Raw genomic sequence first — 25,012 nt, 5'->3', positions numbered from 1 at the left:
TCGCGACAAGCTAATCTTCGGGATTCAATGACTACAACTGCCGACGTCGAGCACGTCGCTCGTACCAGAAGTCCGCGTCGGCGCGTCCTGTCGCGGATCAGCATTCAGTCGAAGCTGCTGGTGATGCTGTTGATGACCAGCATTCTGTCGGCGGCCATCGTCGGCGCGATCGGATACCAGTCCGGCAGGTCGTCGCTTCGTCAGTCGGTCTTCGACCGGCTGACCGAAGTTCGGGAATCGCAGACCCGGCAGTTGGAATCGAAGTTCGCCGACCTCGAGGATTCCCTGATCGTCTACACCCGGGGGACGACGACCATCGAGGCCGTCGAGGCGTTCTCCGGTGCGTTCGGTCAGCTCAACAACTCGACGATCAACCCGCAGCAGTGGCAGTCGATCGTCAACTACTACAACACCGAGTTCGAGCCGGAGGAACAGAAGCAGACCGGCGACGCCGTGGACGTGTCCCGGCTGCTGCCCACGACCAACGCGCAGAAGTACCTGCAGGCGTACTACACGGCGCCGGTAGCCGACCCGGAGAAGGCGATCAGGGTCGACGACGCCCGTGACGGCAGCGCATGGTCGGCCGCGAACGCCCGGTTCAACGACTACTTCCGGGAGATCGTCGAACGATTCCAGTTCGAGGATGCCCTCCTGCTCGACACCGCAGGCAACGTCGTCTACACCGCGTACAAAGGCATCGACCTCGGCACCAACGTCGTCACCGGGCCGTACCGCCAGAGCCTGCTGTCGGACGCGTATGAGAAGACCCTGGCGTCGAACGCGGTCGACTATGTCGGGATCACCGACTTCGGTGACTATCAACCGGCCGATGAGCCCACGGCCTGGATGATGGCGCCAGTCGGCCCACCCGGCCGGGTTGAGGGCGTACTCGCCCTGCAGTTCCCGATCTCCAAGATCAACCGGCTCATGACGGCCGACAAACAATGGGAAACCGCCGGGATGGGTGCGACCGGCGAGACGTTCGTGGTCGGTCCCGACGGTTTGATGCGGTCCGATTCACGACTGTTCCTGGAGAATCCGGAGAAGTTCGAACGCGACGTCATCGATGCCGGCACCCCACCGGCGGTGGCGGCGAAATCACTCCGTCAACACGGAACCACGCTGGTCCAGCCGGTCGAGACGACAGCGACCCGGTTGGCCCTGCGCGGCCAGAGCGGCACCGTGATCGAGGACGACTACCTGGGCAATGAGACGCTGCAGGCCTACGCACCGGTCAGTCTGCAAGGTCTGAACTGGTCGATCATCGCCAAGATCGACACGGCCGAGGCATTCGCTCCCGTCGCGACGTTCACCCGCACCCTGGTGTTGTCGACCGTCATCATCACCTTCATCGTGTGTCTGGCCGCCATGATGTTGGCCCGGCTGTTCGTCCGACCGCTGCGCCGGCTGGAGGCCGGCGCCCAGCAGATCGGCGCGGGCGATTACGACATCTCGCTGCCGGTGCAGTCGAGGGACGAGTTCGGTGATCTGACAACAGCATTCAACGACATGAGCCGCAATTTGGCGATCAAGGAAGATCTGCTCGCCGAGCAGCGTCGGGAGAACGACCGCCTGCTGCGCACGCTGATGCCGGAGTCGGTGGTACAGCGTTACCGCGACGGCGAGGAGACGATCGCGCAGGACCACCACAACGTGACGGTCCTGTTCGCCGACACCGTCGGCCTGGACGAGCTGACATCCGAAATGTCCTCCGAGGAAGCGCTGGCCATCGTCAACCGCTTGGTGCACCAATTCGACGCCGCCGCAGATGATCTGGGAGTGGAACGGGTCCGCACCCTGCGCAACGGCTACTGGGCCAGCTCCGGGTTGAGCGTCCCACGGCTCGACAATGTCCGCCGTACTGTCGACTTCGCTCTCGAAATGCAGCGCATCATCGAACGGTTCAACACCGAGGCCGGGACCGCACTCAGCCTGCGCGCGGGCATCGACACCGGCGCGGTGAGCAGTGGCCTGGTCGGACGCTCCAACCTGGCCTACGACATGTGGGGCTCGGCGGTCAACCTCGCCTACCGGGTTCAGCGGGGCTCGCCACAGCCGGGGGTGTACGTCACCGAGCGGGTGTTCGAGGTGATGGGCGATACCCGCGACCTCGAGCCGGCGGGCACCGTGCACGTCGACGGTACCGACCAGCCGATCTGGAAACTGCAGGACCGACGATGACCGGTCTGCTCGACGCTCCCTGGTTCTACTGGGCGATCGGCGTCGCGGTCGGATTTCCCGTCTGTCTGGTGCTCCTCACCGAACTCCACAACGCGCTCCGCAGACGGGGCAGCTTCCTGGCCGGCCCGGTGCACCTGGTCCGGACCTACATCCTGCCGCTGGGTGCGCTGCTGATCCTGCTGAGCCAGGCGATGCAGATCTCCGGGGAAACCACACCGGTGCGGATTGTGGCGACGGTGTTCGGCTTTGTCGTACTGGTCCTGTTGCTGTCCGGACTCAACGCGACACTGTTCCAGAGTGCTCCGGAAGGCAGTTGGCGCAAGCGCATTCCGTCGATCTTCCTCGACGTCGCCCGGTTCGCACTGATAGCCATCGGCATCGGTTTGATCTTCGCCTACATCTGGGGCGCCAACATCGGCGGGCTTTTCACGGCCCTGGGAGTGTCGTCGATCGTGCTGGGCCTGGCCCTGCAGAACTCGGTCGGCCAGATCATCTCCGGGCTGCTGGTGTTGTTCGAGCAGCCGTTCCAACTCGGTGACTGGGTCGATGCGCCGTCGGCGCGCGGGCGCGTGGTGGAGGTGAACTGGCGCGCAACCCATATCGACACCGGAAGCGGCCTGCAGGTGATCCCGAACTCCGTGCTGGCCGGCGCATCGTTCACCAACCTGAGCCGCCCGTCAGGCGCGCACACCATTTCTGTGATCACCGTGTTCGCCGTCGATGATGCCCCCGACGAGGTCTGCCGCGTACTCAACGAAGTGGGCCGCCGCCTACCTCAACTACGAAGCGACGGAACGGTATCCACCGTTGCGGCCGGTGCGTTGCAGTACAAGACGCTCATCCCACTGCACTCGCCCGCCGACGATTTCAGCGCGAGATCCACGTTCCTGCGCTGGACGTGGTACGCCTCGCGGCGGGCCGGTCTGCATCTGGACGAGGCCGAGGATGAGTTCGAGACCAGCGAACGCGTCGAGCAGACGCTTCGCCTGATCGCACCGACACTCCGCCTGAGTGCCGAGGACCAGCGGGATCTGGCACCGTACGTCCGTCTCACCCGGTACGGCACGGACGAGATCATCCAGGTCGTAGGTCAAGTTCCCAAGAAGATGACGTTCGTCGTCGCCGGCACGGTGCAACTGGCCGTGGCCGACGCGGACGATCTGTTCCTCCCGGTCCTCACCTTGGAACAGGGTGACTTCCTCGGGCAGACCGCGCTGACCCGCGAGCCGGTCATCACGACGGCATACGCACTGACAGAGGTCACCGTCGCGCAGTTCGACCGCGAGTGCATCGAGGATCTGGTGGCGCGGAAGCCGGTACTGCTGCAGGACATCGGCCGGGCGATCGAGGAGCGCAGGGCCAGCGTCAGGCAGGCACTCGGCGCGGCCGCTCGCTGAATCCCGTCGCCGACGGTCTCGGCGCCGAGTTCCAACCGTTAGTAAACCGCGATCTGCACGTGCGGTGTTGTTACACGTGTGACTGATGGGACGCGTGTTTCACTACGGAAGCAAGCGGCAAACTGCTTGGGATACGTGCAGAAAGGACGGTTGGTTGCCGTTATGAAGTTCCTCAACAAGATTCGCGGAGCGTGGACGCGCCGACTGGCGGCGGGGGCAATGGCAGCCGCCACCCTGCCGGCGCTGATCGGTCTCGCAGGAGGTTCGGCGACCGCTGGCGCATTCTCCCGCCCGGGTCTGCCGGTCGAGTACCTCGACGTGTTCTCACCGTCGATGAACCGCAACATCCGCGTCCAGTTCCAGGGCGGCGGACCGCACGCGGTGTACCTGCTCGACGGCCTGCGGGCCCAGGACGACTACAACGGCTGGGACATCAACACCCCGGCGTTCGAGTGGTACAACGGATCGGGCCTGTCGGTGATCATGCCCGTCGGCGGCCAGTCCAGCTTCTACACCGACTGGTACCAGCCCTCCAAGGGCAACGGTCAGGACTACACCTACAAGTGGGAGACCTTCCTGACCAATGAGCTGCCGGCCTGGCTGGCCGCGAACCGCGGCGTGTCGCAGACCGGCAACGCCGTCGTCGGCATCTCGATGGCGGGCAGCGCAGCGCTGACCTACGCGATCCATCACCCGCAGCAGTTCATCTACGCCGGAACGCTTTCGGGCTTCCTCAACCCGTCCGAGGGCTGGTGGCCGATGCTGATCGGGCTGGCGATGAACGATGCGGGCGGCTACAACGCCGAGAGCATGTGGGGACCGTCGACCGATGCGGCGTGGAAGCGCAACGACCCGATGGTCAACATCAACCAGCTGGTCGCCAACAACACCCGCCTCTGGATCTACTGCGGCACCGGCACCCCGTCGGATCTCGACTCCGGGACCAACGGCGGCAACCTGATGGCGGCTCAGTTCCTCGAAGGCCTGACCCTGCGCACCAACGTCACCTTCCGGGACAACTACATCGCCGCCGGCGGCACCAACGGGGTGTTCAACTTCCCGGCCAACGGCACGCACGCCTGGAGCTACTGGGGACAGCAGCTGCAGCAGATGAAGCCCGACATCCAGCGGGTGCTGGGCGCACAGTCGGCCACCTAGCAGACCACCCACCCAGGGAGCCTGTCGTCACCCCTACGGCAGGCTCCCTGCCCTGTGTCCGGAGTACGTTGGTGACGATGACTGAGTCCTCGTCGAGGTCCTCGTCCGGGCCCTCGCCGAATGCGCGGATGCTCGGCGGCGTTGCGGCCGCCGCGGTCTCGCTCGGTGTCGCGGCGGTTGTCGCCATTCCGTTCGCGACTCAGGCCCAACCGCTCGGCGCGGTCGGCGCGGTGATCGTCGACCGCACACCGGGCCCCGTCAAAGAGTTGGTGATCCAGGCCCTCGGCGGCCTGGACAAGCTCTTCCTCGCCGTCGTCGTCCTGGTGGCGATCGCGGCCATCGCCGCCCTCGCCGCGACCTACGAGACCCGGCGCCGGCCGGTCGGCAGCGTGATCTTCGTCGTCGCGGGACTTCTCGGCTGTGCCGCCGTGCTCTCACGGCCGGGCGCGACCCTGCCCGACATCGTGCCGACGGTGGTGGGCACCGCATGCGGCGTGGCGGTGCTGCGTCTGCTGGCGGTGCGCCTGTGGACGGTCCCCGAGACCGGACACGCCGACGGCGGCGACGAACCCGACGTCAGCAGAAGACTGTGGCTGACCACCGGCGGTCTGCTGGCGTTCGGGGCGGCTAGCGGGCTGCTGGGCGTCGTCGTCGGCCGCTTGACCAATTCCGTGGCGGCCGAGCGCGATGTCTCGGTGATCCCGCGCCCGCGCATACCCGCTCCGCCGATACCGGCCGGCGTGCAGCCGAAAGATGTTGCCCTGCCGAGTTTCATCACCGATGGTGCCGACTTCTACCGGGTGGACATCGCGCTTTCCGTTCCCCAGCTGAGCCGCGACGAGTGGCGACTGCGCATTCACGGCATGGTGGATCGCGAGATCACCTACAGCTTCGCCGACCTGGACCGATTCGAAGCGATCGAGAAGGCGGTGACGCTGACCTGCGTGTCCAATCCGGTTGGTGGCGAATATATCTCGACGGGCATGTGGACCGGTTATCGACTGACAGACCTGCTGCAGGCGGCCGGGGTCTCCCCCGATGCGGACATGTTGCTGTCGACGTCGGTCGACGGCTTCACCGTCGGCACGCCGGTGGAGGCCCTGCACGACGGCCGGGATGCGATGTTGGCCGTCGGCCTCAACGGTCAGCCGCTACCCGTCATCCACGGCTACCCGGCCAGGCTGGTGGTCGCCGGACTCTACGGCTATGTGTCGGCCACCAAATGGGTCACCGACCTGGAGCTGACCCGCTTCGACCGGGCAGAGGCGTATTGGACCAGGCAGGGCTGGGCAGCGCGCGGCCCGATCAAGACCGAGTCGCGCATCGACGTGCCGAAACGCGGCCAGCAGATCCCGTCGGGGGCGACGACCTTCGGTGGAGTCGCGTGGGCGCAGAACCGCGGCGTACGCGGTGTCGAGGTCCGAATCGACGACGGCCCATGGCAACCCGCCCAGCTCGGGGACGCCTACTCCAACCAGACCTGGCGGTTGTGGAGCTTCGGATGGCAGGCCGACAGCCCGGGGGAACACACCCTCACGGTGCGGGCCACCGACAACAGCGGAGCCGTCCAGACATCAGACGAAGCCCCGACCGTGCCCGATGGCGCCACCGGTTGGCATTCGGTGAACTTCACCGTGGCATGACGCCGAGCCTACTTGCGGGAGATCTTGCGCCAACTGAAGACTGAGATCACGATCCCGATCACCACGGTGATCGGACCGATGATCGACCAGGTGGTGGTGTTGCTCATCGGACTACCCTGCAGCACACCGAATCCCTGCAAGGCCCAGATCAGTCCGAACAGCGCCACGATCACACCGATCGCGAGTGTCACGACGAATCCCCTGTTCATAGTTGGATGCTACGCGCCACACACCAGGAGGTGGCCGCATCAACCCTGCACGGTGGGCCGCAGGACGATCTCGCCGATCTCGACATCGGGCGGCTGCTCGATCGCGAATGCCACCGCACGTGCCACCGCCTTCGGTGCGAGGCCGAATTCGTCCATGTTGGACCGTATCCGGGCGCGCAGCCCCGGATCGTCTATCGAACCGTCGAGCTCCGTACGGACAAATCCCGGAGAGATGGCGGTGGCCCGGATGGCACCGTCGGTGGATTCCTGGCGCAGTGTCTCCATCACGGTCCGTACCGCATACTTGGTCGCCGCGTAAACGCCCATGTCCGGCACGATCTTCAATCCGGCGATCGGGTCACCGGTCACGGTCGCAGCACCAATTTCCCTCTGGTATGCCGCTTTTCCAGCTCGGTGTACGCGGCGCGGACGTCGTCGAGGGCGAACACCTCGGCGATCGGCACGTCGAGTTCCCCGGAGGCGGCGAGATCGGCCAATTCGGCGATGATCGCGATGTCGGCCCCCTCGGCGTTGCCTGCACCCTGGACACCGAACTCCTCGATGGCCGGGAAGTCGATGATGGTGTCGACCCGGTCGGGCGCGACGCCCAGCTCCTCGACAGCCAGCTTCACGTATCCGCCGCCGAAGAAATCGAGGAAGGCATCGACGCGACCCGACGGGGACGCGGTGCGGAGCCGGGCGACCAGATCGTCTCCGTAGTTGACCGGGACGACGCCGTGCGCCGTCAGCCACTCATCGTTTCCCGGCCCGGCGATGCCGAGCACGGTGGCGCCGGCGCGCTTGGCGAGTTGCACCGCGATGGTGCCGACACCACCCGCGGCACCCGCGATCGCAACGGTGTCCCCGGGTTGCAGCCGCACGGCCCGCACCGCCGCGTAGGCCGTGGCACCCACGACATACAGCGATCCGGCGACCTCCCACGGAAGGCCGGGCGGTTTGGGAGCCAACTGGGTGGCGGGCACGGTCACATACTCGGCGTGGCTGGCGCGATCGTCGGTGAACCCGAGTACCTCGTCACCGACGTCGAATCCGTTCACGCCGGGCCCGAGTTCGGCCACCACACCCGCGAGGTCGCTGCCTTCGCCTGACGGAAAGACGGCCGGGAACCGATCGTGCAGTGCGCCACGGCGAATCATGGCCTCGCCCGGGTTGATTCCAGCAGCCCGGACCTGCACGAGCACCTCGCCTGCCGCCGGAACCGGCCTCGGCACGTCACGCACCTGCAGGACGTCGATCCCGCCGTATTCATCGAATTGGACTGCTCTGCTCATGTTTCCTTACGACGAACCAAACGCTGGAAACATTCCGCAGGGCCGCTTCCCCTCAGGGCACAGTGAGTTCACAGGGTGTGTCCATATCTTCGCGGTGGTGAGCCAAGATCACTCACTGCGCCCCGTCATGCGGGGCATCCTCCTTGATGTCGCCCCTCCACTGATCGCCTACTACGGGCTGCGAGCCGCAGGCGTCTCCGAGTACGCCGCACTGCTGACGGGGACCGTGGTCGCGGGGATCAAGGTCTCCTATGACGCGATCAAGGCCCGCCGGCTCGATCCGTTCGCGGGGTATCTGATGCTGAGCTTCGGGCTGAGCCTCGCGGTGGGCCTGGCGACCTCGGACGCCCGGATGCTGATGGCGGGCAACACCCTCGTCGGCGGCATCGGCGCCCTGGCTTTCCTCGGCAGCTGTTTCATCGGCAAACCGCTGACCCAGATCGTCGCCGAACGGGTCCGGCCCGCCCCTGACGAGGCTCCCGATCCCGGCGAGGCGGCGTTCAGGCACCGGGTCCACGTTTCGCTCTCAGCGATGTGGGGCATCGGCCTGCTGATCGGGATGTTGATCAGCCTGGCGATCATCTTCTCCCTGGCCATAGACGTCGCGAACGGCGTGAACACGGTCGTTTCGCTGGCTTTCACGGCCCTGCTGATGGCGGCCACCGTGGTGGTCGCGAAACGAGCCAGGGCCAAGGGGGAACTCCTCCGGGAACAAATGGGAGCCCACCAAGGTTGAGCGCATCAGACTGAACTTTGGAGGTTTGATGTCCGAATCAAACGCAGTGCCCATCTTGTTCTTGAGCGAACCGATCGTGTTGCCCGGAATGGTGGTGCCCGTCGAACTCGACGACGCTGCCCGGGCGGCGATCGACGCCGCCCAGGCCAGCGAATCGGGCAAGCTGCTGATCGCCCCGCGCCTGGACGACCGCTACCCCACCCACGGTGTGATCGCGTCGATCGTGCAGGTCGGGCGCATGCCCGGAGGTGCGGAAGCCGCCGTTGTCCGCGGTGAACACCGTGCCCACATCGGTTCTGGAACCACCGGACCCGGTGCGGCCCTGTGGGTCGAGGTGGAGGAAGCCGGCGAGCCGGACTCGGTGACCGACGAGACCAAGACGCTGGCCGCCGAATACAAGAAGCTGCTGCTGGCCATGCTGCAGCGGCGTGAGGCCTGGCAGATCGTCGACGTGGTCAACAAGATCACCGACCCGTCCGCACTGGCCGACACGGCCGGCTACGCCTCGTACCTGACCGACGTGCAGAAGCGTCAGCTCCTGGAGACCGAGGACGTGAGTCGCCGCCTGAGCCTGCTCATCGAATGGACCGGCGAGCACCTGGCCGAAGTCGAGGTCAACGACAAGATCGCCGAGGACGTCCGGGCCGGGATGGACAAGCAGCAGAAGGAATTCCTGCTGCGCCAGCAGTTGAACGCGATCCGCAAGGAACTGGGCGAAGGCGAGCCCGAGGGGTCAGACGATTACCGGGCCCGGGTCGAGGCCGCCGATCTGCCGGAGAAGGTCCGCGAGGCCGCGCTGCGGGAGGTCGGCAAGCTGGAACGCTCCAGCGAGCAGAGCCCCGAGGGCGGCTGGATCCGTACCTGGCTGGACACCGTTCTGGATCTGCCGTGGAACGAACGGACCGAGGACTCGACCGACCTCAAGGGTGCCCGCGAGATCTTGGACGCCGATCACCACGGTCTGGACGACGTCAAGGACCGCATCGTCGAGTACCTGGCCGTGCGGGCCCGTCGTGCCCAGCGCGGCATGGCCGTCGTCGGTGGCCGCGGCTCGGGCGCCGTGATGGTGCTGGCCGGTCCGCCCGGGGTCGGCAAGACCTCGTTGGGTGAGTCCGTGGCCCGGGCTCTGGGCCGCAAGTTCGTGCGCGTCGCCCTAGGCGGTGTGCGTGACGAGGCCGAGATCCGCGGCCACCGGCGTACCTACGTCGGCGCGCTTCCGGGCCGGGTCGTGCGGGCCATCGGCGAGGCGGGTTCGATGAATCCCGTTGTGCTGCTGGACGAGATCGACAAGGTGGGCTCGGACTACCGGGGCGACCCGTCTGCCGCGCTGCTGGAGGTGCTGGACCCGGCGCAGAATCACACGTTCCGCGACCACTACCTGGACCTGGATCTGGACCTGTCCGACGTCGTGTTCCTGGCGACGGCCAACGTCATCGAGAACATTCCCTCGGCGCTGCTGGACCGCATGGAACTGGTGCAGATCGACGGCTACACCGAGGACGACAAGGTCGCGATCGCACGGGACTACCTGCTGCCACGGCAGGCCGAACGCGCTGCCCTGACCGATGCCGAGGTGACGGTGACGGATGCGGCGCTGCGCAAGATCGCCGCGGACTACACCCGTGAGCCAGGCGTTCGTCAGTTCGAACGGTTGCTGGCCAAGGCGCTGCGCAAGGTGACCACGAAACTGGACTCCACCGAGGCCCCGATCGTGATTGATGAGCCGGATCTCGTTGAGTACCTGGGGCGTCCACGCTTCACGCCGGAGTCCGACGAGCGCACCGCGGTGCCGGGTGTGGCGACCGGCCTGGCCGTCACAGGACTGGGCGGTGACGTGCTCTTCATCGAGGTGAACTCGAACGAGGGTGAGCCGGGCCTGAAGCTGACCGGTCAACTGGGTGACGTCATGAAGGAGTCGGCGCAGATCGCGCTGTCCTACGTGCGGGCCCACGCCGAGCAGTTGGGCGTCGACCCGAAGGCGCTGGACCGTCAGATCCACGTGCACGTCCCCGCGGGCGCGGTGCCCAAGGACGGGCCGTCGGCCGGCGTCACGATGGTGACGGCACTGGTGTCGATGGCCACCGGGCGGCAGGTGCGCGGCGATGTCGGCATGACCGGCGAGGTCACGCTGAACGGCCGGGTGCTGCCCATCGGCGGCGTCAAGCAGAAGCTGCTCGCTGCGCAGCGGGCGGGGCTGAAGACGGTGTTCATCCCGGCGCGCAACGAGCCGGACCTGGACGACGTGCCGGCCGAGGTGCTCGACGCACTGGAGGTCAAGCCGATGACAGACGTGGCCGACATCATCGCGGCGGCGCTGGAACCGGCCGCCGAGCAGGCGACCGCCGCCGCGTAAGGAAATCCACCGCGCGAGCGACCGTGAATGTACGCAGGTGACGGCGCGTCACCGTACAGACACGGTCGCTCGGCGTGCGCGGATGACGCGCGGTCCCCATGGGGGTGCGCGATCCGCACTCGGCTGCTAACGTGACGCGCGGCACACTCCAGGTTCGGGGTGGCTCACAACTCAAGACGCCGTTGAGTCGCGGCGGGAGAGTCCCGCCCCATCCAGCCGGCGGGCGCCGCAGGAGCAAATCCTCCCCAGGAATCTCTCAGGCCCCCGTATCGCCGCGACTAGGCACCTCTGGAAAGCAGTCGGCCAGTCCAGGACCGGCTCACCGAAGGGGCAGGTGAAGCGCCGGTAGCGGCGGTTCGTGAAAACTCTCAGGTTCAAAACGACAGAGCGGGGAGGCGCCCGCAGTCCGCGCTCCCCATGGGGCCTGAGATCCTTAGGTTGCTATGTCCCAATCCAGTGATCTGTCCGCTGATTCAGCGGAATCGCCCGCATCGTCCGGCGAGCCACAGCACCTTTCCCGTCAGCTCTCCAACCGGCACATCCAGCTGATCGCGATCGGCGGTGCCATCGGCACGGGCCTGTTCATGGGGTCCGGCAAGACCATCTCGCTGGCCGGCCCATCGGTGCTGTTCGTCTACATGATCATCGGCTTCATGCTGTTCTTCGTGATGCGGGCCATGGGCGAGCTGCTGCTGTCCAACCTGCATTACAAGTCCTTCGCCGATTTCGCCGCCGACCTCCTCGGCCCGTGGGCGGGGTTCTTCACCGGCTGGACCTACTGGTTCTGCTGGATCGTCACGGGCGTCGCCGACGTGGTGGTGATCGCCGGGTACGTGGCCTTCTGGTGGCCGGACCTCCCGCTGTGGATACCGGCTCTCGCGACGGTCGTGGTGCTGATCGGACTGAATCTGCCGACCGTGCGCGCCTTCGGCGAGACCGAGTTCTGGTTCGCCCTGATCAAGATCATCGCGATCGTGACGCTGATCATCGTCGGCCTCGTCATGATCTTCACCAGTTTCCAAGCGCCCACCGGCGCCCAGGCCTCCTTCGCCAACCTGTGGAACGACGGCGGCTTCTTCCCCACCGGCCCAATGGGATTCGTGGCCGGCTTCCAGATCGCGACCTTCGCGTTCGTCGGCATCGAACTGGTGGGCACCACTGCCGCCGAGGCCAAGGACCCGGAACGCAACCTGCCCAAGGCGATCAACTCGATCCCCGTGCGCGTCATGCTCTTCTACGTCGCCGCCCTGACCATCATCATCGCGGTCACGCCGTGGCGCGAGATCGATCCCAAACTCAGCCCGTTCGTGGCCATGTTCAGCCTGGCGGGCCTGGGAATCGCCGCTTCGGTGGTCAACTTCGTGGTGCTGACCTCGGCGACGTCGTCGGCCAACTCCGGCATCTACTCGACCTCCCGGATGGTCTACGGCCTGGCCACCGAAGGTGACGCACCCCGCCTGTTCGGCCGGCTCACCTCACGGCGCGTGCCCGCCAACGCGTTGTTCCTGTCCGGGGTGTTCCTGCTGTCCGGTGTGGTCATGGTCGCCGCCGGCGACTCGATCGTCGCGGCCTTCACCCTGGTCACGACCATCTCGTCGCTGTGCTTCATCTTCGTCTGGACGATCATCCTGGTCAGCTACCTCGTCTACCGGAAACGCCGGCCGGAACTGCACGAGGCGTCGAAGTTCAAGATGCCCGGCGGCATCGTGATGTGTTACGTCGTCCTGGCCTTCTTCGCCTTCCTGATCGTGGCGTTCGCCTTGAAGGAAGACACCCTGCAGGCCGAACTCGTGACGCCGGTGTGGTTCCTGGTACTCGGTATCGCCTGGCTGGTGCTGCGGCGTCGCCCGCAACATCTGGCCCGCGAAGCCGAATTCCGCGCCGAACTCAAGTCGACGGATTCTGACTGACGCTCGGTAGGGTGGCGCCATGGTGGATCTTCGTGATCTGAAGCGACGCATCGTCCATGGCGCCCAACGCCGCATCGTCAATCCGGTCGGCCGCCAACTGCCCGTCACCATGCTGGAGACGGTCGGCCGGAAATCCGGCGAACCACGGCACACCGCCGTGGGCGGCCGGGTGATCGGCGATCAATTCTGGATGGTCGCCGAGCACGGCGAGCGCTCCCACTACGTGCTCAACATCAAGGCCAATCCTGCTGTGCGGCTGCGGATCAACGGCCACTGGCGGACCGGGACGGCGTACCTGCTGCCCGACGACGACCCGGTCGCGCGGCTCAAGGAGCTGCCGACGCTCAACAGTGCGGTGGTCCGGGCCATGGGCAGCGATCTGCTCACCCTCCGCATCGACCTCGACTGACATGGCCTTCGACCCGGACCTGGCCGATCGCATCCGCGAGTTGACGGCAACCGAAAGCGGCCTCGACGAGAGACGCATGTTCGGCGGGCTGGCCTTTCTGGTCCACGGCAACATGGCCGTCGCGGCGACCCGCGAAGGCGGCCTCATGGTGCGGGTCTCGCGAGACGACGGCGAGAACCTGCTGCGACGCGATCACGTCGAGCCGATGGTGATGGGCGGCCGCGAGATGCGGGGCTGGCTGCGGATCGCCGGTCCCGGCATCAAGACCCGGCGGCAGCTCCAGTCATGGGTAACCCGCGGCATCGATTTCGCCAAGGGGCTGCCGCCCAAGTAGTTTCCGCCGCGGCCGATGAGAATCACCATTAACATAGAGCGTGCCTGACAACGACGGGGGCCCGCTCATATGCTGACCGCAGTACGCAAGATCCTCGGTTTCCAGATGACCATCGCCGAGTGGATCGGCACCGCCGTCATCCTCGCGGTCCCCTACCTGCTCATCGGCCTGGTCTGGTCACTCACCCACACCAGCCATCTGGCCGGAATGGACGGGGCCGACGCCGTGGTGTCCTTTCTCGGCTCCATCGTCTCCTGGCCCGTCCTGCTGTTCACCAACGTGTGCATGAGCTGAGAGGAGCCGGCGCATGTCTCTCGGCGACACCACTCCCGCCAACCGCATCGCGATCACCCGACGGACAGCTCGCTGGTCCGACGAGGACGTGACCATCGCCGATGCGATGGACCTGTGGGGCTTCGCCGCCGGCGCGGCCAACGTGATCATGCAGCTGTCCTCGCCGGGTGTGGGTTACGGGGTCGTGGAGAGCACCGTCGATTCCGGCAACCTGCTCAAGCACCCGTGGAAGCGGGCCCGCACCACACTGAGCTATCTGGCGGTGGCCATCCTCGGAAAGCCCGAGGATCGGGCGGCGTTCCGCGACGCCGTGGACGCTGCTCACCGGCAGGTCCGATCCGGGCCCGCAAGTCCCGTGCAGTACAACGCCTTTGACCGGGACCTGCAGCTGTGGGTGGCCGCCTGCCTGTTCGTCGGGCTGGAAGATGTCTACCAATTGCTGCGGGGTGAGATGACGCACGCTCAGGCCGAGCAGTTCTATCAATCCGCGGCGACGCTGGGCACCACGTTGCAGGTCAGCCCGGAGCAGTGGCCCGCGACGCGGGCTGAGTTCGACACGTACTGGGACGCCGCGTGCGGCCGGGTGCAGATCGACGACGTCGTCAGACGGTATCTGCACGACCTGGTCGACCTACGGATGATCAATCCGCTGCTCCGGATACCGTTTCGGCCACTGCTGAAATTCCTGACCACCGGTTTCCTCGCTCCGGTGTTCCGCGACGCCGTCGGCTTCGGCTGGGGCCGCGGCAGGCAGCGGCTGTTCGAATGGCTGTTCCTGGCGGTGGCATTCGGCAACCGCTTCCTGCCGGTGTTCGTCCGCCAGGGTGGCAGCTACCTGCTGCTGGCCGACGTCCGCCGCCGCGTATCGGCCGACAAGGCCCTGATCTGATGCACCGGATCCGCCGGATGTTGGGCCACAAAGCCAGCGTCGAGCAGGTGCTCGAGACGCTGATGTGGCTGGCCCTGCCCTACCTCGTGATCGGACTGGTCTGGACGTTCTTCCATCCCGAACAGGTGCAGCTCATCGAATCGAGCCTGTTGACCAAGTTCCCGGCCGGCGCCGATCTGGTGGCCTTCGGCCAGGTGACGCTGCTGTGGCCGGTGCTGCTACTGGGCGCCGACGTGTGCGTCGCGCTGTGAGTGCAACAGTCGCGCCGCCACAGCCGCGACGAACAGCCACAACGCCGCACCACTGATCCATGTCGGCACATAGTTGAACGTCTCGGTCTGCGCGCCGGCGTTGAGGCCCAGGTAGACGCCCACCGACAACACCGCGACGCCGACCCCCGCCGAAACCACCATCCAGACCCGGTCCCCCATGTGGGCGAAATACCTTGCCAGCGCGAAGCATCCGCAGGTCGCGGACAGGAAGCCGAGCCCTCCGGCCACGCCGTGGATCTTCGCCGAGGCACTGAGCTCCGCCACCCCGGCGGCGAGCAGTGCCGTGGTGAGCCGGGCGGCCGCGGGGCGGGCATCAGGTGTCACGGAAATTCGACGCTACCGTCCGGGCGGCCGCGACGATTGACTAGGGTCTTGCGTCGTGAAGGCTTGCCTCGTCAGGTGTGCAATCTTTGGAGCCGCCGCGTCCGCACTCGCCGGATGCGCGTCGGGAACCGTCGTCAATACCGACGACGCCGCGTCGCCACCGCCCACGAGCACCACCGCGGCGCCACCGGCGTTCGGAACCGCGCATCTGGTCAACGCCGCCGACTACGCGCTCGAGGTCAACGGCCACAAGGCCTATTACTTCAGCACCCCGAGCGGTCGGTGGCAGTGCGCGATCCTGCCCCGCGATCGCGCCGGCTGCCAACCGGCAGGCGGCACATCGGCGATGGCGGTGGCGGGAGCACCCGAGGAGGTGCCCGACGCGACCGGCGGGACGGCAGCACCGAATGCCCTTGTGCTCGACCGGGACAACGACGCCCAATTCGCCAACCTGGCACAGCCCGAGTTCGCGCAATCGGCCGCCGTCGTGCTGCCGTTCGGGAAGGTGCTGGCAGTGGCCGGATTCCGCTGCAACGTCCAGGAACAGTCCGGGGTGTCCTGCGTTCGGGAGGTGACCGGCCGAGGTTTCACCTTCTCCGCCGAGGGTTACACCCCGCACTACACAGACGTCCCCTAGCGATGGCACATGATCAGGATCGGCACCTCGGGTTGGTCGTACGACCACTGGACCGACGTGCTGTATCCGCGGGGCACACCGGCGAAATCCCGGCTGGCCCACTACGCCGGCGAGTTCGACACCGTTGAACTCAACGGCAGCTTCTACCGCTGGCCCGCTGAGACCACGTTCACCGGGTGGAGCCGGCAGGTGCCGAGCGGTTTCACCATGTCGGTCAAGGCGCCTCGCGGCCTGACCCACTACCGGCGGCTGCGGTCACCGGAGAGTTGGACGCCGCGGTTCGAGCGCTACTGGCAGTTACTGGGCGCACACAACGAGGCGCTCCTGGTCCAGCTTCACCCCGCCCTGGAGCGCGACGACGCACTGCTCACCGGTTTCCTTTCCCAACTCCCCCGCCAGATCCGGGTGGCGATGGAGTTGCGCCACCCCTCCTGGCAGGAACCTGCGGTGGATGCGCTGTTGCAGCGTTTCGGCGCGGCGTATGTCGTGATGAGCGGCCCCGGGCTGACCTGCCGCCCGGTGGTCACCGGTGACCTGGTCTATGTCCGGATGCACGGTCCGGGTGACGAGGCCATGTACGCCGGTTCCTATTCCGATGACGAGTTGAACAGGTGGGCACAGCAGATCCGGCAGTGGGACCGCGACGACCACCGCGTCGTCGTGTACTTCAACAACGATCTCGGTGGTCATGCGGTACGCAACGCCCGAAAACTGAAGCAGTTGGTATCGGGCGAGTAGGCTGAGTTGGCATGACAACGTCGTCCACATTCGCGATCGTCGGCGGTGGCCTGGCCGGCGCCAAGGCCGCTGAAGCTCTGCGGGACAACGACTTTGACGGGCATGTCGTGCTGTTCGCTGCCGAGGACCAGCTCCCCTACGAGCGTCCACCGCTGTCCAAGGAATACCTGGCCGGAAAGAAGAAGCTCGACGACTTCACCGTCGATCCGGCGTCCTGGTACCGCGACCACAACGTCGAGCTGAGGCTGGGGACCGAGGTCACCGCCGTCAACGCCGCCGAGCACACGCTCGCACTGCCCGACGGCACCGCCGTCGGTTACGACAAACTGCTGCTGGCCACCGGATCCTCGTCACGCCGACCACCGATTCCGGGATCGGACGCCGCCGGAGTCCACTATCTCCGCACGATCGACGACGCGGCGACCCTGAGCGCCGCGCTGACCCCGGGTTCGACGCTGGCCGTCGTGGGCGCCGGATGGATCGGACTGGAGGTCGCCGCGGGCGCGCGCGGCCGCGACGTGAACGTCACGGTCGTCGAGTCCGCACGCCTGCCGCTGCTGGCCGCCCTCGGCGCCGAGGTGGGTGAGGTGTTCGCGCAACTGCACCGCGAGCACGGGGTCGATCTGCGGCTGGATCAGTCGGTGAAGGAGGTCACCACCGACAACGGCACCGCCACCGGTCTGCGACTCGGGGACGGCTCCACCGTCACCGCCGACGCGGTCCTGATCGCCGTCGGCGCGGCGCCGAACATCGGACTGGCCGAAAAGGCCGGGTTGGCCATCGCGGACGGCGGGGTGCTCGTCGACGCATCGTTACGCAGCAGCGATCCCGACATATTCGCCGTCGGCGACATCGCCGCCGCACAACATCCTTTCTTCGGGGTGCGTATCCGCACCGAGCACTGGGCCAACGCACTCAAACAGCCCGCGGTGGCGGCCGCGGGGATGCTGGGCAAAAGCGCCGAATACGACGAACTGCCCTATTTCTTCACCGATCAGTACGACCTCGGCATGGAATATGTCGGCCACGCACCCCGATATCAGCGAGTAGTTTTCCGCGGCGACGTTGCTGGGCGCGAGTTCGTGGCATTCTGGCTCGACGCCGAGAGCCGTGTTCTGGCGGGGATGAACGTCAACGTGTGGGACGTCCTTGACGACGTCAAGGCACTGATCCGATCGGCCGAGCCCGTCGATCCGGAACGTATCGCCGACCCTGCCCAGACACTGCCGCCCGGGTAGCTGGGGGCACCGCGCCTGCCGCGTGCGCGAAAACCGTGCGGCGCAACAACATTCTCGCGCGGTCGGGAGTACGCGCTAACGTGCTTGAGACACGTGCCGGCATCGGCGCCCGCGTGCCACACCCACGACAGCAGGAAGGTGAGCATCCGGTGAATGTCGCACCCGACGAGCTGTCCGGCACCGAGCAGGCAGTCCTGCTGGTGCTGATGGCCGAGTCACGCCCGGTGCCCAACGCCGAGCTGGAGCGGCTCGGGCCCAAACTCGACAAACCGAAGCGGGACCGTCTCAACCGGTTGGGCCTGATCGAGTCCACCGGCACCCGGCCCCTCGTCCACGAGCTGACCGACACGGGGTGGGCGCTGTGCCGATCCCTGTTCGGCGCCGACGCACCACCGCGGTCCACCGGACAGGGCAAGGCCCTGTACACGCTGCTGGGTGCGCTGCACCGCTATTTCGAACACGCCGACCTCGTTCCCGCCGACGTGTTCCTGCCCGCCGAGGCGCCCGCCCAGGCGGCCACGCCGGCTCCCGAAGCCGGTCCCGAAATCCAGCTGCGCACCGCCTATGCCGGGCTGACGGCCCGGCCCGGAGGCTGGGTGAGTCTGCTGCGGCTGCGTCAGGCCGTACCCGGGCTGCCCCGCCCCACCGTCGACGCCGCCCTGATCAGCCTCTATCAGCAACCCGGCGTCAGCCTGATCCCCGAGGAGAACCAGAAGGTGCTCACCCCCGCAGACCGCGAAGCCGCGGTGGAGATAGGCAACCAGGACAAACACCTGATCGCGATCGAGTCCTGATGGAATTACAGCACCGCGAAGCGCTCAGCGCGCTCCGCCTGACCTGGGCGCCCACCGCCGACGACCTGTGGCACTCGCAGGGCGCGCTGCACGTGCGCGGGCTGCACGACCGGCCGATGGCCGACGTGTTGGCCGCCTTCGGCGATGCCGAACGGGAAACCGACTCCAGCCCGCTGGGCGTGGTGGTCCGCGGCCCGGCCGGATCCGGCAAGACCCACCTGCTCGGTCAGGTGCGCGAACAAGTGCAAACCGGCGGCGGTTTCTTCTTCCTCGTCGAACTTCTCGACGCGGCCAGCTTCTGGCAGTCCGCCCGCGCGGGCATCCTGGAAAGCCTCGGCCGGCCGGGCAGCGAGCGCGAAACCCAACTCAAAGATCTGCTGTGGGAACTGTCCTCGGTGGCCCACATCTCTCGGGCCAATCGTCGCGCTGTGATCGGCGACGACGACCTGACTCCCGAGATCCTCAACGATTTCGTCAACTCGCTGCACAAGGTCCACCGCCACACCGTCAAGCGCGCGCACCACACCCTGCGCGCCCTGGTGCTGCTGGGTGCCGGAGACCTCGAGCTGCAGGACGTCGGCGAGGCGTTCCTGACCGGCAGCGGCGAACGGGAGGCCTGGGGGCTGCCCGCGCCGGTGCTCACCCCGCAGGAATCGGTACGCGACATCTCCCGGCTGATCGCCCTGGCCGGGCCGTCGGTTCTGGCCCTCGACCAGATCGACACGCTGCTGGCCCAGTCCACCGAGCGCACGGATGCCGTCGGCGCTGCGCCGGATAACCGCGACCTGGAGCACATCGCGCACGGGCTCATGTCGATCCGCCAAACCATGCGGCGCACGGTGGGTGTGGTGGCCTGCCTTCCCGCAGCCTGGGAGGCGATCCAGGACCGGGCCACCGCCACGGTGCAGGACCGGTTCCGGACCACCGCTCTGCTGCAGGGCCTGCCGACGCCAGAGGTCGGCCGCGCCATCCTGGAACGGCGGTTCACCGCGAGCTACGCGTCCATCGGATTCACCGCGCCGTACCCGAGTTGGCCGATCCTGCCCTCGGCGTTCGACGAGGCCACCCAGTACACGCCGCGTCAACTGCTCAAGCGGGCCGACACCCATGTCCGCCGCTGCCTGGACCGCGACACGATCGAAGAACTGTCCCAACTCACCGGTGAGGTGGCCGAACCACACGAACCCGCTGCGGGCGGCACCGCCGCCGGTGACACCGGCGAGTTGGACCGCCGCTTCGCCGACTACCGGCGCCGCGCGGTGACCGTCGCCGCGCTCGACCCCGACGGCGAGGACACGACGATGCCCGGCCTGTTGTCGGCGGCATTGGATGCGTGGATCACCGAACTCGGCGAGGCAGGGCAGGCATTTCGCCCCGATCCGCTGCCGGGCCAACGGGTGGTGCTGCACGGGCGGCTGCGCCAGACGCTCGACGCCGCCACCGACGACGAGCGGCACTGGGCGTTTCGCGCCATCTCGTCCGGCAATGCCGTCGCGGTGCAGAACAGGATTCGGAAAGCCTGGGAAGCAACCGGTTTCAACCCTGACCGGCGCCGGCTGTTCCTGCTGCGCAACACCGCGTGGCCGAAGGGCGCGAAAACCGCGGTGGCGATCGCCGAGTTCGAGGCGGCCGGCGGTCGGGTGTTGCCGATGAACGAGGACGACGTGCGCACCATGACGGCGCTGCGCGATCTGATCGACGACAATCACCCCGACCTGCCCGAGTGGTTGCGCCGGCGGCGGCCCGCCCACGGGATCGGCTGGCTGCGATCCGCGCTCGGGGACATCGCGGGCGATCCGCCGCCACCGGCCCAGATCGATGTGGAGGCCGAACTCGCGACCGGACCGATACGGGTAACGCCGCCCGCGCCGGTGATCGAGCATTCGCCCACCGCCGTCACCCTGGGCCTGGACAGCCCCGGCGGGCGCCCGGTATCGGTGGACCTGGCCGCGCTGCGCAAGCACACCGCGATCTTCGCCGGCTCCGGATCGGGCAAGACCGTGCTGATCCGGCGCCTGGTCGAGGAGTGCGCGCTGCGGGGCGTGTCGTCGATCGTCCTGGACCCCAACAACGACCTGTCCCGGCTGGGCGCCCGCTGGCCCGACAATCCGCCAGGATGGAACCCGGCCGACGACGAACGCGCCGACGCGTATTTCGACAACGCCGAGGTCGTGGTGTGGACGCCGGGCCGGTCGACCGGCCGCCCGCTGTCCTTCCACCCACTCCCCGACTTCGCCAGCGTCATCGATGACGCCGACGAGTTCTCCGACGCCGTCGAATCCGCCGTCGCCGCACTGGAACCCCGCGCCCTGATCGCCGGCAACACCGCCAAGGCCGAGCGGTCCCGCGCGGTGCTGCGTGAGGCGCTGCGGTTCTACGGTGCCAGCCCCTCGGTGTCCCTGGGCGGCTTCATCGACCTGCTCGGCAATCTGCCCCCAGAGGTCAGCGCACTAAGCGGGGCGCACAAACTGGCCACCGAACTGGCCCAGAACCTTCGGGCCGCGACCGTCAACGATCCGCTGTTCGGTGGCTCCGGGACTGCCGCCGACCCCGGGGTGCTGTTGACACCGTCACCGGGCTACCGGGCCCGGGTATCGGTGATCAGCATGGTCGGTCTGACCAGCGATCAACAACGCGAAGGGTTCGTCAACCAGCTGCAAATGGCCTTGTTCGCCTGGATCAAGCGCAACCCGGCCGGGGACCGGCCGCTGGGTGGGCTGCTGGTGATGGACGAGGCGCAGAACTTCGCGCCGTCCAGTCACACGACTGCCTCCACACACAGCACCCTGGCGCTGTCGTCGCAGGCGCGAAAGTACGGGCTGGGGCTGGTGTTCGCCACGCAGTCTCCACGCGGTCTGCACAACCACATCCCGGGCAATGCCACGACGCAGTTCTACGGTCTGCTGAACTCCCCTGCGCAGATCGCCGTGGCTCGGGAGATGGCCCGGGTGAAGGGCGGCCACGTACCCGATATCAGCAAGCTGCGGTCCGGCCAGTTCTATGTGGCGCTGGAAGGCAATGCCTTCCACAAGATCCAGACGCCGTGGTGCCTGTCCAACCATCCGCCCAGCCCGCCGACGACCGACGAGGTCCTCGCGCTGGCGCAGCGAGAGCCGGTCGCGCGCTGAGCTGTTGACCCGGCCCCGGGGGGGCTCAGAGCAGGGTCGCGCTGCCGTCGGCGTGAACCTGCACCTTCGCCCCTGCGATGTCTTCGGTCATGGTCGCCGCGGCCTGTGACTCGTCGACGATCCGGGCCAGCGTGCGACCGTCCTCCGGGGTGCGCACCGCCAGGAACGCCCGCTCCGCGGTGCCGTCGCGATCGACGGGCGTGGTCCACGATTCCACCGTGCCGGTGCCCGTGAATTCCACCTGCAGCAGCCGCGTCGGCTCGGCATCCACCTCGGGTTGAACGTCCTGCCAACGGAACTCGTGTGGCGGCGGCTCGGTGCCGTACACGCCGAAACTGTGCTTTGTGAGATACCCGCCGTTGGCGGTGATCAGGCCCTTGGTCCCGGGATCGGCCGCGAGCCGCTCGGCCATGGTGGCGATCGAGTGGGACACGTAGTTGTTCCACGGCCCGCCCGCGAACGTCAGCCCGCCGGTGACGGTCAACGGACGCGACGGATCAGCCAGGGGCAGACCGATTTCGGCCGCGGCCACCTGGACCGCCGACGGGAAGCAGGAGTACACGTCGACGAAGTCGACCTCGTCAGAGCCCACACCGGCCAGCTCAAGGACCCGGCGCCCGGCGATCCGGATCGCCGGCGACCGGTAGAACTCGGCCCGCTCCCCGATCGCGTACGTGTCATGCGAGTCCGTCCCGGCATACGGGAAAACCCAACGGTCGGTGGGAATCTGAAGATACGTCGCCTTCTCGGCGGTGGTCAGGATCAGCACCGCACCCTGGTCCACCATGTTGTTGGAGTTCATCAACTTGGTGTAGGGCCAGCTGATCATCCGGTTGTCCGGCCCCGGCTGCCAGATCTGCTCGGCGGGCACGGCTTCCCGGCTCCAGGCATGCGGATTGCCCGCCGCCACGGCACTGAACCGTGACCACAGCTCGCCGATCCGCCTGCGATGTTCATCGCTGGTCTCTCCGGCCGCGATCCGCAGCGCCTGCTCGAACATCGGGTACACATAGGCCGGGCGGTCCAGCTTGATCCGGATCTCGGCCTCACCGGCCATCGGCACGCCGTCATGCGCACCCGGGGCCTCCGGCACGGATTCGTCCTGGCGCGTCCAGTCCGGTTTGGCCCCGCGGGCCCGCAGCCGACTGCGGGTACGCCACGTCTCGGCGCCGGCGATCAGCACCACCTCGGCCCTGCCACCCTGCAGATCCAGGCAGGCTTCGTTCACCAGTGTCTGCGGTACGTTGCCGCCCACCCCGGTGTAGCGCGTCGCGGCCTTGTCGGCCCGGATGCGCTGGGCCAACAGCAAACCCGGATCGCGGTAGTGCCAGGACAGCAGATTGACGATCCGTACCGAGTCGACCGCTTCCAGAACCCGCGGGTCGGCGGCGGCCCGAGCCGCCTCCACCATGAGATCGACCGGCTCGACGTCCGGCTTCTCCTCCCGCTGGTTGACCTGGCCGTAGCCCACCAGTACCGGGGTTCGCGGGTCGAGCGTCCTGGGCAGGGTCATGCCCACGAACCTAGCCGACGCGGTAGATGGACTTGAGGATCTGGTAGGCGGCCAAACCCTCGGGCCCCAATTCGCGCCCCATGCCACTGGATTTCACGCCGCCGAACGGCGCGCCCATGTCCAGCTGGTAGTCGTTGATCCCGATGGTGCCGGTGTGTACCGCCCTGGCGATGTTCGTCGCCCGCTCCACGTCCGTGGACCACACGCTGCCGCCGAGACCGAACTCGCTGTCGTTGGCGATGGCCACCGCATCGTCGTCGCCGTCGTACGGGATGACCGTCAGCACGGGCCCGAAGATCTCCTCCTGCGCGATCCGCGCCGAGTTGTCCACCTCGGAGAACACGGTCGGCGAGACGAACCAGCCACGCGGTTGGTCGGCGGGAACCGATCCGCCCGCGACCAGTTTGGCGCCCTCGCCGAGGCCCACCTCGATGTAGCCCATCACCCGTTGCCGCTGCCGGGCGCTGACCAGCGGCCCGACCTCGGTCGCCGGGTCCAGTGGGTCACCCACCCGCAAGCCGTCGGCCAGCGCGGCGACCGCGTCGACCACCTCGTCGTAGCGCGAGCGCGGGGCCAGCACACGCGAATTGAGGTGGCAGGTTTGCCCGTTGTTGACGAACGACGCGTTGCGCAGCCCACGGATCGTCGCGTCCAGGTCGGCATCGTCGAGCACGATCGCCGCCGACTTCCCGCCGAGTTCCAGGGTGACCGGACGCATCAGCCGCCCGCACACCTCGGCGATCTTGCGCCCGGCCGCCGTCGACCCGGTGAAGGCCACTTTGTCGATCCCGGGATGCGACACCAGATGCGCCCCGGCGTCGGGTCCGCCGGCCAGCACGTTCAGCACCCCCGGCGGCAGTCCCGCCTCCGTCGCCGCGTCCCCGAAAACCAGTGCGTCCAGGGCCGTTTCCGGTGCCGCCTTGAGTACCACGGTGCAGCCCGCGGCCAGGGCCGGCGCGAACTTCATCGCCGCCAGCGCCTGCGGGTAGTTCCACGGGATGACCGCCGCGACCACGCCGACCGGTTCACGCCGCACGATGGTGTGGCCGATCATGCTCGGCCGGGTCTCCTCGACGCCGGTCTCCACGATCAGCGCGGCGTAGTAGCGCAGCAGCGCCGCGGGAAACGCGCCGTTGGCCCCGCGCGACAAGGCGAGCGGCATCCCGTTCTCCCGGCTGCACAGTTCCCTGGTGCCGTTCGCCCGGGACTGCAGCGCGTCGGCGAACCGGATCAGTACCGCGGCACGCTCGGCCAGCGGAACCTCCCGCCAGCCGGGTAATGCCGCGCGGGCCGCAGCGACCGCCCCGTCGACCTCGGATTCATTTGCTGCACAGCCTGATCCGAGGGGTTCGCCGGTGCCGGCCTCGATCACCGGCTCGGCCCGCTCGGCAGTACGGAACGCGCCGTCGACGAACAGCTGGGCGGGCTCGCCCGGGGCGGGAACGCGATCCATGATGGGCTCCGATCTACGCGGGTTCTGTGGCTGTGGATAGCACATCGGGGCGCGTGCAGCGGGGTATTTCGCGTGGCGTTGGTTGACCGGTACGAATTCGGGTACCCGGA

The 25,012-nt window shown here is 67.4% G+C and carries 23 protein-coding genes and 1 riboswitch; of the genes, 17 read left to right on the top strand and 6 right to left on the bottom strand.

Annotation, left to right across the window (positions count from 1 at the left end; translation table 11 throughout):
• The first annotated feature begins 27 nt into the window (after positions 1-27).
• From EH231_RS08175 to EH231_RS08160, 4 genes are all read left to right on the top strand, one after another.
• Positions 28-2,181 carry an adenylate/guanylate cyclase domain-containing protein gene (locus EH231_RS08175; RefSeq protein WP_124712201.1) on the top strand — a complete coding sequence of 718 codons (2,154 nt, stop codon included), beginning with the start codon at positions 28-30 and terminating at the stop codon, positions 2,179-2,181.
• Positions 2,178-3,578: a mechanosensitive ion channel family protein gene (locus EH231_RS08170; RefSeq protein WP_090433246.1), complete on the top strand. Its 1,401-nt coding sequence runs from the start codon at positions 2,178-2,180 to the stop codon at positions 3,576-3,578. The genes EH231_RS08175 and EH231_RS08170 overlap by 4 nt, the downstream gene beginning before the upstream one ends.
• 162 nt (positions 3,579-3,740) lie before the next feature.
• The gene (locus EH231_RS08165) at positions 3,741-4,736 is read left to right on the top strand and encodes an esterase family protein (protein ID WP_090433244.1); all 996 of its coding nucleotides are present in this window, start codon (positions 3,741-3,743) and stop codon (positions 4,734-4,736) included.
• A gap of 77 nt (positions 4,737-4,813) precedes the next feature.
• Positions 4,814-6,379, top strand: coding sequence for a molybdopterin-dependent oxidoreductase (locus EH231_RS08160; protein WP_241177910.1), 1,566 nt, complete (start codon positions 4,814-4,816; stop codon positions 6,377-6,379).
• Between the two features lie 8 nt (positions 6,380-6,387).
• Here EH231_RS08160 and EH231_RS08155 read toward each other — a convergent pair whose 3' ends face one another.
• The 3 genes from EH231_RS08155 to EH231_RS08145 are packed head-to-tail and all read right to left on the bottom strand — an operon-like array spanning position 6,388 to position 7,880.
• A complete protein-coding gene (locus EH231_RS08155; RefSeq protein ID WP_090433240.1) occupies positions 6,388-6,588 on the bottom strand; it encodes a hypothetical protein in 201 nt (66 codons plus the stop codon).
• Between the two features lie 39 nt (positions 6,589-6,627).
• A complete protein-coding gene (locus tag EH231_RS08150) occupies positions 6,628-6,957 on the bottom strand; it encodes an SDR family oxidoreductase (protein WP_241177909.1) in 330 nt (109 codons plus the stop codon).
• Positions 6,954-7,880, bottom strand: a complete 927-nt coding sequence (locus EH231_RS08145; RefSeq protein WP_090433238.1) for an NADP-dependent oxidoreductase — start codon at positions 7,878-7,880, stop codon at positions 6,954-6,956. Before EH231_RS08145 ends, EH231_RS08150 begins: the two co-directional genes overlap by 4 nt.
• 97 nt (positions 7,881-7,977) lie before the next feature.
• Between EH231_RS08145 and EH231_RS08140 the strand changes: the two genes are divergently transcribed.
• The 8 genes from EH231_RS08140 to EH231_RS08105 all read left to right on the top strand — a co-directional run bounded on the left by EH231_RS08140 (position 7,978) and on the right by EH231_RS08105 (position 15,056).
• Complete coding sequence (locus tag EH231_RS08140; protein WP_241177908.1) at positions 7,978-8,616, top strand: VC0807 family protein; 639 nt, start codon at positions 7,978-7,980, stop codon at positions 8,614-8,616.
• A gap of 28 nt (positions 8,617-8,644) precedes the next feature.
• Positions 8,645-10,969: an endopeptidase La gene (lon, locus tag EH231_RS08135; protein ID WP_090433236.1), complete on the top strand. Its 2,325-nt coding sequence runs from the start codon at positions 8,645-8,647 to the stop codon at positions 10,967-10,969.
• 183 nt (positions 10,970-11,152) lie between these two features.
• A riboswitch (glycine riboswitch) is annotated at positions 11,153-11,251 on the top strand.
• A 161-nt stretch (positions 11,252-11,412) separates the two neighbouring features.
• A complete protein-coding gene (gene cycA / locus EH231_RS08130; protein WP_234927173.1) occupies positions 11,413-12,879 on the top strand; it encodes a D-serine/D-alanine/glycine transporter in 1,467 nt (488 codons plus the stop codon).
• Positions 12,880-12,898: 19 nt separating this feature from the next.
• Entirely contained in the window at positions 12,899-13,288 is a 390-nt protein-coding gene (locus tag EH231_RS08125) for a nitroreductase/quinone reductase family protein (protein WP_090433234.1), read from the top strand.
• A gap of 1 nt (position 13,289) precedes the next feature.
• A complete protein-coding gene (locus tag EH231_RS08120; RefSeq protein WP_090433232.1) occupies positions 13,290-13,622 on the top strand; it encodes a TfoX/Sxy family protein in 333 nt (110 codons plus the stop codon).
• Positions 13,623-13,691: 69 nt separating this feature from the next.
• The gene (locus EH231_RS08115; RefSeq protein WP_090433230.1) at positions 13,692-13,916 is read left to right on the top strand and encodes a hypothetical protein; all 225 of its coding nucleotides are present in this window, start codon (positions 13,692-13,694) and stop codon (positions 13,914-13,916) included.
• A 13-nt stretch (positions 13,917-13,929) separates the two neighbouring features.
• Positions 13,930-14,805 (top strand): oxygenase MpaB family protein, encoded by an 876-nt coding sequence (locus EH231_RS08110; RefSeq protein WP_090433229.1) that lies wholly within the window; start codon positions 13,930-13,932, stop codon positions 14,803-14,805.
• A 17-nt stretch (positions 14,806-14,822) separates the two neighbouring features.
• Positions 14,823-15,056, top strand: coding sequence for a hypothetical protein (locus EH231_RS08105; RefSeq protein ID WP_409365868.1), 234 nt, complete (start codon positions 14,823-14,825; stop codon positions 15,054-15,056).
• On the opposite strand, the gene EH231_RS08100 is transcribed toward EH231_RS08105, so the two are convergent.
• Positions 15,024-15,401, bottom strand: a complete 378-nt coding sequence (locus EH231_RS08100; RefSeq protein ID WP_090433228.1) for a hypothetical protein — start codon at positions 15,399-15,401, stop codon at positions 15,024-15,026. The two genes, EH231_RS08105 and EH231_RS08100, sit on opposite strands and share 33 nt — an antisense overlap.
• 55 nt (positions 15,402-15,456) lie before the next feature.
• Between EH231_RS08100 and EH231_RS08095 the strand changes: the two genes are divergently transcribed.
• The 5 genes from EH231_RS08095 (at position 15,457) to EH231_RS08075 (ending at position 21,936) form a co-directional block, all read left to right on the top strand.
• A complete protein-coding gene (locus EH231_RS08095) occupies positions 15,457-16,038 on the top strand; it encodes a hypothetical protein (protein ID WP_124712200.1) in 582 nt (193 codons plus the stop codon).
• Positions 16,039-16,047: 9 nt separating this feature from the next.
• Positions 16,048-16,776, top strand: a complete 729-nt coding sequence (locus EH231_RS08090) for a DUF72 domain-containing protein (protein ID WP_090433224.1) — start codon at positions 16,048-16,050, stop codon at positions 16,774-16,776.
• An 11-nt stretch (positions 16,777-16,787) separates the two neighbouring features.
• Positions 16,788-18,014 (top strand): NAD(P)/FAD-dependent oxidoreductase, encoded by a 1,227-nt coding sequence (locus tag EH231_RS08085; RefSeq protein WP_124712199.1) that lies wholly within the window; start codon positions 16,788-16,790, stop codon positions 18,012-18,014.
• Positions 18,015-18,163: 149 nt separating this feature from the next.
• Positions 18,164-18,808 carry a hypothetical protein gene (locus EH231_RS08080; RefSeq protein ID WP_090433404.1) on the top strand — a complete coding sequence of 215 codons (645 nt, stop codon included), beginning with the start codon at positions 18,164-18,166 and terminating at the stop codon, positions 18,806-18,808.
• Positions 18,808-21,936: a helicase HerA domain-containing protein gene (locus EH231_RS08075; protein ID WP_090433220.1), complete on the top strand. Its 3,129-nt coding sequence runs from the start codon at positions 18,808-18,810 to the stop codon at positions 21,934-21,936. The genes EH231_RS08080 and EH231_RS08075 overlap by 1 nt, the downstream gene beginning before the upstream one ends.
• Positions 21,937-21,961: 25 nt before the next feature.
• Here EH231_RS08075 and EH231_RS08070 read toward each other — a convergent pair whose 3' ends face one another.
• Together EH231_RS08070 and EH231_RS08065 are read right to left on the bottom strand one after the other, a co-directional pair.
• Positions 21,962-23,449, bottom strand: coding sequence for an acetyl-CoA acetyltransferase (locus EH231_RS08070; protein WP_090433218.1), 1,488 nt, complete (start codon positions 23,447-23,449; stop codon positions 21,962-21,964).
• 10 nt (positions 23,450-23,459) lie between these two features.
• On the bottom strand, positions 23,460-24,902 hold the full coding sequence (locus EH231_RS08065; protein WP_124712198.1) for an aldehyde dehydrogenase: 1,443 nt from the start codon (positions 24,900-24,902) through the stop codon (positions 23,460-23,462).
• Positions 24,903-25,012 lie beyond the last annotated feature (110 nt).

It is taken from the genome of Mycolicibacterium nivoides (assembly GCF_003855255.1).
GTDB lineage: Bacteria > Actinomycetota > Actinomycetes > Mycobacteriales > Mycobacteriaceae > Mycobacterium > Mycobacterium nivoides.
The sequence above is the reverse complement of the archived record's forward strand: the minus strand, read 5'-3'. Positions and strand labels throughout refer to the sequence as shown.

Excerpts from the sequence above, each read along its gene's own strand:
- EH231_RS08105 (WP_409365868.1), top strand. The coding sequence starts at position 14,823 with ATGTTGGGCCACAAAGCCAGCGTCGAGCAGGTGCTCGAGACGCTGATG.
- EH231_RS08110 (WP_090433229.1), top strand. The coding sequence starts at position 13,930 with ATGTCTCTCGGCGACACCACTCCCGCCAACCGCATCGCGATCACCCGA.
- EH231_RS08085 (WP_124712199.1), top strand. The coding sequence starts at position 16,788 with ATGACAACGTCGTCCACATTCGCGATCGTCGGCGGTGGCCTGGCCGGC.
- EH231_RS08145 (WP_090433238.1), bottom strand. The coding sequence starts at position 7,880 with ATGAGCAGAGCAGTCCAATTCGATGAATACGGCGGGATCGACGTCCTG.
- EH231_RS08125 (WP_090433234.1), top strand. The coding sequence starts at position 12,899 with ATGGTGGATCTTCGTGATCTGAAGCGACGCATCGTCCATGGCGCCCAA.
- EH231_RS08155 (WP_090433240.1), bottom strand. The coding sequence starts at position 6,588 with ATGAACAGGGGATTCGTCGTGACACTCGCGATCGGTGTGATCGTGGCG.
- EH231_RS08170 (WP_090433246.1), top strand. The coding sequence starts at position 2,178 with ATGACCGGTCTGCTCGACGCTCCCTGGTTCTACTGGGCGATCGGCGTC.
- EH231_RS08090 (WP_090433224.1), top strand. The coding sequence starts at position 16,048 with ATGATCAGGATCGGCACCTCGGGTTGGTCGTACGACCACTGGACCGAC.
- lon (WP_090433236.1), top strand. The coding sequence starts at position 8,645 with ATGTCCGAATCAAACGCAGTGCCCATCTTGTTCTTGAGCGAACCGATC.
- EH231_RS08115 (WP_090433230.1), top strand. The coding sequence starts at position 13,692 with ATGCTGACCGCAGTACGCAAGATCCTCGGTTTCCAGATGACCATCGCC.
- EH231_RS08065 (WP_124712198.1), bottom strand. The coding sequence starts at position 24,902 with ATGGATCGCGTTCCCGCCCCGGGCGAGCCCGCCCAGCTGTTCGTCGAC.
- EH231_RS08070 (WP_090433218.1), bottom strand. The coding sequence starts at position 23,449 with ATGACCCTGCCCAGGACGCTCGACCCGCGAACCCCGGTACTGGTGGGC.
- cycA (WP_234927173.1), top strand. The coding sequence starts at position 11,413 with ATGTCCCAATCCAGTGATCTGTCCGCTGATTCAGCGGAATCGCCCGCA.
- EH231_RS08165 (WP_090433244.1), top strand. The coding sequence starts at position 3,741 with ATGAAGTTCCTCAACAAGATTCGCGGAGCGTGGACGCGCCGACTGGCG.
- EH231_RS08160 (WP_241177910.1), top strand. The coding sequence starts at position 4,814 with ATGACTGAGTCCTCGTCGAGGTCCTCGTCCGGGCCCTCGCCGAATGCG.
- EH231_RS08075 (WP_090433220.1), top strand. The coding sequence starts at position 18,808 with ATGGAATTACAGCACCGCGAAGCGCTCAGCGCGCTCCGCCTGACCTGG.
- EH231_RS08120 (WP_090433232.1), top strand. The coding sequence starts at position 13,290 with ATGGCCTTCGACCCGGACCTGGCCGATCGCATCCGCGAGTTGACGGCA.
- EH231_RS08175 (WP_124712201.1), top strand. The coding sequence starts at position 28 with ATGACTACAACTGCCGACGTCGAGCACGTCGCTCGTACCAGAAGTCCG.